The sequence below is a fragment of the Thermodesulfovibrionales bacterium genome, from assembly GCA_035622735.1.
Classification (GTDB): Bacteria; Nitrospirota; Thermodesulfovibrionia; order Thermodesulfovibrionales; family UBA9159; genus DASPUT01.
This window is the reverse complement of sequence record DASPUT010000210.1, coordinates 1-7,019: the sequence shown is the minus strand read 5'-3', so window position 1 is coordinate 7,019 and position 7,019 is coordinate 1. Positions and strand designations below refer to the sequence as shown.

The window sequence follows — 7,019 nt, the reverse complement described above, 5'->3', positions numbered from 1 at the left end:
CTCTTCACAAGTCTGCGGCCTGCCGCGAAGTCGGTCTGGGGCAGTCCCCCGATATTGACGCCGCAGGCCGATGTGTCACATGTTCTGAGCTGTCCGCCGACCGTCGCCGTTCAGGTCCGCTTGTGGGGAATGCAGTATCCTCCTTCCCATCCGATCATGAAGTATCTGGCCGCAAACGGCTTCAGCCCCCTGATCGTGACCACAGACTACACGCTCTACCGTAAGAGTCCGGAATCGATTCCCACGCCGAGCCCCTAAGCGTGACAGTGTGATCTTCATTCTGTTTCCAGAGTAAATAATAACCTCAGATTTCACTGCGTACTCGTTAGCTAGTTCATTCTTAAAAGCATACCGGGATAGCCTGTCCGAACTTAAGCTTCTTGAGCACAAGAAAGTAGCATTGGAAAGACTTACCGGGACATGAAAGGTGAGTTACCGGAAAGACGTATCCCTATCGTTCAACTACGACCCAAGTATTCTCGATACCATTTGATAGTCTTGCCGAGGCCGAGTTCCAGGGGATATCCCGCCTCCCAATGAAGCTTTTCTTTCGCCTTCGCGCAATCAAGGTACTGCTCCCTTATTTCATGTGTCGCTTCATTGAGTATTACCGGCTCCAGATCTTCCCTATCCATGAGCTTGAGAACGAGACGCACGAGATCGATAACGGTCTTCGGGGTCTCCGTCCCAAAGTTATACGCTTCCCCGTACAGCTGCTGGTGACTCATTTGCTCGGCAAACTTCATATAGGCTTCTACCGCATCCTCCACGTAAAAGTAGTCCCGAACAAATTTTCCGTCGCTGCGGACTATCGGCCTTTGGCCGAGCAGCACGGATTTAATCGTTCCCGGAATGATACGGTTGAAGTTCAGGTCTCCGCCTCCATAGAGATTGCCGCAGCGGGTGATGCCTACGGGCAGTTGATAGGTATGAAAATAGGAGAAGCCGAGAAGATCCGCACAGACTTTCGATACGTCATAGGGGAATCTTCCCAGGAGCGGCGTACTCTCTTTGTAGGGAAGATTCTTATGTTCTCCGTAAGCCTTATCACTCGAGGCGATAATCACCCGCCTTACGAGTTTTGAACAGACACGGCACGCTTCGAGCAGGTTCCATGTCCCTTTGATATTTGCCTCAAACGTCGAAAGGACAGAGCGCGACGCGGTACCGACTATCGTCTGCGCGCCGAGATGGAATACGGTATCTATTTCATATTCGTTGATCGCCCGGAGAACCGTTTCATAGTCTTCGAGTTCCCCGCGAACGATGTTGACCTTATCGAGGTTCCCTGAAGTCACGAGATGGCTCTTCGGCACCCAGTCACGAACGAGACAGGTGATATCGGCTCCCGATTCGAGCAATCGTTTTACCATCCAAGACCCGAGAAGACCGGTAGCGCCGGTGACAAATACATGTCTGTCTTCCCAGAAATTCTCGTTCATGACCGCCTCATCCATGGGCCGGCAAAGCTATTCCGTTGTGATCATGGTTTGACAGAGCGCGTGACTTTAGAATCATCATGACAGACATAGGGGCCGGCTTCCGTTATTCTCTGTCTCCATGATTTCAGGGCGCTGCCGAACCGATAGAGAAGAATGTTTTTGAGAAACTCGATGCAGGTGCTCGTTCTTACGTTTGAGGCTCCACCTCTTCTCGCAACACCCTCCACATCGAACTCGATGATTCTCAGACCCATGTGCTTCGCCTTAATGATGAATTCCGGATCCAGGAACCAGTCCCGCGAAGAGAGTTCCATAGCCTTTAATGTCTTCAGCGAGAAGATCTTCGGATTTCCGTTGACATCAATAGCTCCGAGGCCGCCGTAGAGAACCTGCATCAATCCGTTATAAACGATAGACACGATTTTTCTTTTCAGGCTGTCCTTGCGAAATTTTCTTCTCACCTTGGTTATCGCGCGGTCTTCCCTCCCCTTTATGAGGCGGTATGCGATCAGCGTGTCTTCAGCAGAGACCTGGCCGTCGGCACAGAGGTAGCCTACAACGGGAGTCTCACAGACGTTCAATCCGGCGAGAACCCCGCCGCCATACCCCTGATTCGGGCTGAGGCTCATCTTCCTGATCGGATACCCTGCCGCGATGAGACTGTCGATAATCTCGCCCGTTTTATCCCTTGAGCCATTATCAACAAGCACAAGTTCGAGGCGTACGCCATCCGCACCGAAGGCATCGCACAATTCAGGAACGGTTACCGGCAGCGAATCTTCCTCATTATAACAAGGCATGACAAGCGTTACCTCAGGATTCTTACCGTTCATCGCTCCTTCCCCTTAGAGGATCTGCCTTCCATTTTTACGCTCTCAAACTCTGTCGTCTCCTTAACAACCGCCGATGACGACCGGAACATATTGTCCCGCCACCATTCTATGGTCAGGTCAATGCCGCGGTTAAGACCGTAAGTCGGTTCCCACCCGAGTGCTTCTTTCAGCCGTGAGGTGTTGGCAACAACGAGAGGCGGATCATCAGGAGAGAGAGGCAGAGCACCGAGTTCGATAAGGTCGGACCTCTTCAATTTATGGCCGATGGTATATGCGATCTCTTTTATCGAAACGGGCGACCCGGAACCGATATTGAGAGGGCCCTGGATTTTACTATCGAGAAGGGTAACCAACGCATCGGCAACGTCGCCCACATAGAGATAATCCCGGATCTGATCGCCCTCTGAACAGCGGGCCGGACTGCCCGACAACAATGAACGGACTACGGACGGTACTATCCTCTTCGGGTGTTCATGGGGTCCGTAGAGAAAAAAGATTCTTGCCCAGGCGGCGCTTAACCCAACATTGGCTGAATAGGCGCTGACCATAAGCTGCAGGGAGTGCTTTGCCGTTCCGTAGAGGTCTCTTGGAACGATCGGGGTCAGAGATTCCGAGCAGTAGCCAAATCTCCAGTCGTACTCTGCGCAACTTCCGGTAATCACGAGCCTCCTGCCGCCCTGCCTTGCAAAGGCTTGAACCAGATCCAGACTCGCCTTGACCCATTCTATGTTCGCCGGGGAATTCTGGTAACTCCCGGGAGTCACACACCATGCGGTATGAATCAGATGCGTCGGCTTCACCCTGGCCAAGACATCGAAGACCTGCCCTTTCTCAAAAAGATCGGCCCTGTGCCAATGTACATTTCTCTCCTCAACGCCCGATGTCCTCGAGGAAAGGGCATGAACTTCGTAGTCCCGGGCAACGAGCAGGGGGATGCAGTGCCTTCCGATGAAGCCCGTTCCGCCGGTAATCAATACTTTTTTCATAGCCTGTTAAAAGACTCTTATTTCGGGGATCAGTACGAGGAACCGACCTCCCCAGGAACGCAGGTGGGACATCTGTTCCGTAATCTCGTCTCTCAGATTCCACGGGATGATGAGGAGGATGTCGGGCTTCGTCTCTCTGATTTTGTCCGGATGATGGATCGGGACGCGGGTTCCCGGGAGATACTTTCCCTGCTTATGGGGGTTGCGATCAACGACGTAATCGAGAAAATCACTCCGTATACCGCAATAATTAAGAAGCGTGTTGCCCTTAGCGGCAGCGCCATAACCGACAATGGTTTTCCCTGCCCTCTTTATTTTGATCATAACGTCAAGGATGGCACGCTTTGCCTCTTTCACCTTTTCTCCAAATGAACGGTAATATTCAAGGTTCGTCAGACCGGCCTTGTCTTCCCGCGCCTCTAATGCTTTCACCTCCCCGGTGACCGGCTTCGTCTTATCCTCAGTATGTCTCGCATATACTCTCAATGAGCCGCCGTGGGTTTTCAGTTCCTCAACGTCGAATACGGTCAGACCCTGATCTGAAAAGATTCTGAGAACCGTTCCAAATGAGAAGTAAGAGAAGTGTTCATGGTAAATGGTATCAAACTGGCTGTCCTCGATGAGTCTCATGAGATGCGGGAATTCGATCGTAATTACGCCGTTACCTTTCAAAAGGACTTTCATGCCTAGAACAAAATCCTTTAAATCGGGCACATGAGCGAGGACGTTGTTCCCTATGAGGACGTCAGCCTTTATTCCTTGAGAACTGAGTTTCTCTGCCGTCTTCGCGCCGAAGAATTCGACAAGCGTCGGAATGCCTTTCCCGATGGCCGCTTCGGCAACGTTGGCGGCAGGTTCGATTCCCAGGACTGAGACCCCCCGCTGCTGAAAATATTGGAGGAGATAGCCGTCATTGCTCGCTATCTCGATCACCTGACTCGATCCGGTCAATGCGTAGCGCGCCATTATCTCATTCGTGAACTCCTCTGCATGTCGGAGCCACGTATCAGAGTATGAGGAAAAGTAGACATAATCGCCGAACATGTGCTCGGGAGTCTGAAATGCCTCGAGTTGTACCAAAAAGCAGTGCTCGCAGACATAGGTATGGAGCGGATAAAAGGCTTCCATCCTGCCTAATTCGTCTGCCCTGAGAAAGGAGTTTGCGAGCGGTGAAACCCCGAGGTCAACAAAGGTGACATGCAAACCGCTCCCACAGAATCTGCACCGGCGACTTCTCATGCCGTGAGTGCCGCGGCTCATTGTAATTTCCAAATCAGCCTGATGATGATTCACTGTTTCCTTTGATCTCATTTGATTCGCCGGCGTTCGCCGTCATTCCATACCTTCCACGGCGCCCTTCCCGAATCCCAGAGTTCCTCGAGATACTTCTTCTCTCGAAGGGTATCCATGGGTGACCAGAAGCCATTGTGCCGGTAGCCCATCAACTGGCCGTCACGGGCGAGTTCTTCCAGCGGGCCATGCTCCCAGACTGAATCATCATCCTCGATATAATCGAGGACCTTGCGGTTCAGGACAAAAAATCCGCCGTTGATCCATCCCTCCCCGGTCTGCGGCTTTTCGTTAAACTCTATGACCCTTTCGTTTTCACAGGTGATCTTGCCGAACCTGGCAGTCGGCCGCACCATGGTTATGGTCGCAAGCCTTCCGTGCTTCTTGTGATATTCGAGCAATGAACGAATTGATATATCTGCAACGCCGTCACCGTACGTCATCATAAACGCATCATCTCTTCCAATCCATTTTCCCAAGCGCTTCATTCGCCCGCCGGTCTGCGTATTGAGACCGGTATCGACAAGATGGACCTTCCAGTCACGCTGTCGCCCTTCATGAATTATCGTGCCGCCATCCGAAAGGTCAACAGTAATGTCGTTGTTAAACGCATAGAAATTCAGGAAGTATTCTTTGATGAACTCTCCCTTGTATCCGAGGGCTATGATAAACTCCTTTATGCCGTGGGCGGCATAAATATTCATGATATGCCATAACACAGGCTTCCCTCCGATTTCGACCATCGGCTTCGGCCGATGCATCGTTTCCTCTGAGAGCCGCGTGCCGAATCCTCCCGCAAGAACAATAGCCTTCATTCTCTACAGTTCTCCCCGCATCACATGATCTCCATAAACACTCTCTCGTATCGTATCATCTTTGTTCTCAACGGTGATGAACAGCGCAGTCACCGGGTGCAAAAGCCTCACCTTCCGATTTACTCTGCGCCGTATACACTACAAAGTCCTTATCTAATTCCGAAGCCTGTTTGATACCTTTCACATATAGACCTTGAAATTTCAATCTATCTTGACTTAAGGAAATTTTCGCCAGGTTTTCGCTTTCTCATAATCTTCGCAGGGTTTCCATATGCAAGCACATTATCGGGCAAATCCTTGGTGACTAATGAACCTGCACCGACAACGGTATTCTCTCCAATATTCAATCTATCCATAACGGTTACTCCTAGAGTGATCGCCGAGTACTTCCCTATAGTAACTTTTCCGCCCGTAATGGAACCACACGAAATACTCGAAAAATCCCCCATTCTACAATTATGCTCTAACTGTGCACCCGTTGCCAAAAAACAAAAATCGCCGACAATGCTATCGGGATTAATAATAGAGCCGGCCATAGTCACAATCCCGACACCTAATTGAACGTTCGTTCCGATTATCGTTGATGGATGAATTGCATTTACGAATCTAAAATCCGGAATTATATTCTTGATGCAATCATATACTATCTTTCGTGACCAATTATCGCCAATCGTAATAATCCCACCGTCCACGCTATATTTTACAACTAATTCTTTCAGTTGTTCTTGTCTTCCAACCACTGTATACCCAAACAATTCCGTTCCGATATCATGAATGGAATCCGAAATTCCTATAATATTGTATTTGCCTTCTTTCTGCATAATATCAATGCAGCAACTTGCATGAAGTCCGCCGCCAAAGAGTAAAATATTCTTCATACAAACCTCTTCTATCTATTTCTCCGGATAGTCCGGCGTTCGCGCTCTCAAGGATTCTCTTCTATTGCCAAGGGAGGATAAGCTCGATTGCCTTAATCCTTCCTGAATGCATCACGGTGATTATCGGAACAGCCGCTTTGGCGCTGCATGGACTAAATATACCACAACGCGAAAAACGAGAGAAGAGGAAAGCAATGATCATCGGCAGGAGCACACCACAAATTCGCGGCTGCTGATGACTAAGAGCAGTGTGATTCGCTGCGAACTCTGTTTATTTTGGTGCCGGAGGCCGAACTCGAACCGACACGAGTCAGACACATCTGATGCAAGCATATCAGAAATGCGGCTTTCTGGAAGTACTGTTGCCTCTCAGCTTCACCGACTACATCTCACTGTGCAAATCTTGATACACTCTCAAATGCCTGAAGAAATCCGCGCAGGAGTGGCAAAAGCCACTTGGCATCTTTCATCCAGAAGCCCACACAAGACCCTTCTGTTTGCGGACGAGGAGTTCGCCCCGAAGCATGCTTGCCTTTACGATACCGACGTTATGGCTGAGACAGATCGGCCAGAAAAGAGTTCGGGTTTTCTCGCACGAAATACCGGGAGTAACATGCTATCTGGGAGGGCTCAAGAGAGTAAAATGATGCTTGAGACATGCGTTGTATCGCTTCCACCGACATAATGATACTTTCAAGAAGCTGCAATTGACGATAGGTACATCCGGAAACCGAACCTGTATTCTTTTGTCACAGACGCGAGGTTAATGAGCGAA

Annotated in this window: 7 protein-coding genes; 1 reads left to right on the top strand and 6 read right to left on the bottom strand. The window is 50.0% G+C overall.

Going from position 1 to position 7,019, the window contains the following annotated elements; all coding sequences use genetic code 11:
- Positions 1–258, top strand: a 258-nt coding sequence (locus VEI96_11265) for a hypothetical protein (protein HXX58571.1), incomplete at its 5' end; no start/stop codon positions are given.
- A gap of 200 nt (positions 259–458) precedes the next feature.
- On the opposite strand, the gene VEI96_11260 is transcribed toward VEI96_11265, so the two are convergent.
- The 6 genes from VEI96_11260 to VEI96_11235 form a co-directional block, all read right to left on the bottom strand.
- Positions 459–1,442, bottom strand: coding sequence for a GDP-mannose 4,6-dehydratase (locus tag VEI96_11260; GenBank protein HXX58570.1), 984 nt, complete (start codon positions 1,440–1,442; stop codon positions 459–461).
- Between the two features lie 41 nt (positions 1,443–1,483).
- Entirely contained in the window at positions 1,484–2,275 is a 792-nt protein-coding gene (locus VEI96_11255) for a glycosyltransferase family 2 protein (protein HXX58569.1), read from the bottom strand.
- A complete protein-coding gene (locus VEI96_11250) occupies positions 2,272–3,261 on the bottom strand; it encodes an NAD(P)-dependent oxidoreductase (GenBank protein ID HXX58568.1) in 990 nt (329 codons plus the stop codon). Before VEI96_11250 ends, VEI96_11255 begins: the two co-directional genes overlap by 4 nt.
- Before the next feature lie 6 nt (positions 3,262–3,267).
- The gene (locus VEI96_11245; GenBank protein HXX58567.1) at positions 3,268–4,572 is read right to left on the bottom strand and encodes a class I SAM-dependent methyltransferase; all 1,305 of its coding nucleotides are present in this window, start codon (positions 4,570–4,572) and stop codon (positions 3,268–3,270) included.
- Positions 4,569–5,366: a glucose-1-phosphate cytidylyltransferase gene (gene rfbF, locus VEI96_11240; protein HXX58566.1), complete on the bottom strand. Its 798-nt coding sequence runs from the start codon at positions 5,364–5,366 to the stop codon at positions 4,569–4,571. Before rfbF ends, VEI96_11245 begins: the two co-directional genes overlap by 4 nt.
- Positions 5,367–5,572: 206 nt before the next feature.
- Positions 5,573–6,244 (bottom strand): acetyltransferase, encoded by a 672-nt coding sequence (locus tag VEI96_11235; protein ID HXX58565.1) that lies wholly within the window; start codon positions 6,242–6,244, stop codon positions 5,573–5,575.
- Positions 6,245–7,019: the final 775 nt, after the last annotated feature.